Raw genomic sequence first — 259 nt, 5'->3', positions numbered from 1 at the left:
CTGGTGTTGTAGTAACAGCATAAGCCCGCTGATTGCTGGAAGTTAGTCGGCTCGAACTCCAGCTTGGTGGAAGCAATAAAATCATGGTGACGCCAACGCGTCGCTACCGTTGACTGCTCAAATGTCGACAGCAAGCTATCGTTGCCACGCAAGCGTAAATACCCCTGTCTTTCATTCAAACTCCCCATAGATTCGGTAAACGGGATCCTGAGAGTTTGCCAGTGGGTGAGCAAGGATTCAGCAGAGAAGTCATCATAAA

At 49.0% G+C, this 259-nt stretch carries 1 pseudogene; it reads right to left on the bottom strand.

Annotation, left to right across the window (positions count from 1 at the left end):
- A pseudogene (locus tag AB4585_RS27225) lies at positions 1-259 on the bottom strand (glycoside hydrolase 43 family protein); the annotation flags it as partial.

Origin of the sequence: Vibrio sp. 10N.222.49.C9 (assembly GCF_041474985.1) — a bacterium.
GTDB lineage: Bacteria > Pseudomonadota > Gammaproteobacteria > Enterobacterales > Vibrionaceae > Vibrio > Vibrio crassostreae_C.
Note: the sequence above shows the minus strand (reverse complement) of the source record. Positions and strands in the feature narration are given on the sequence as shown.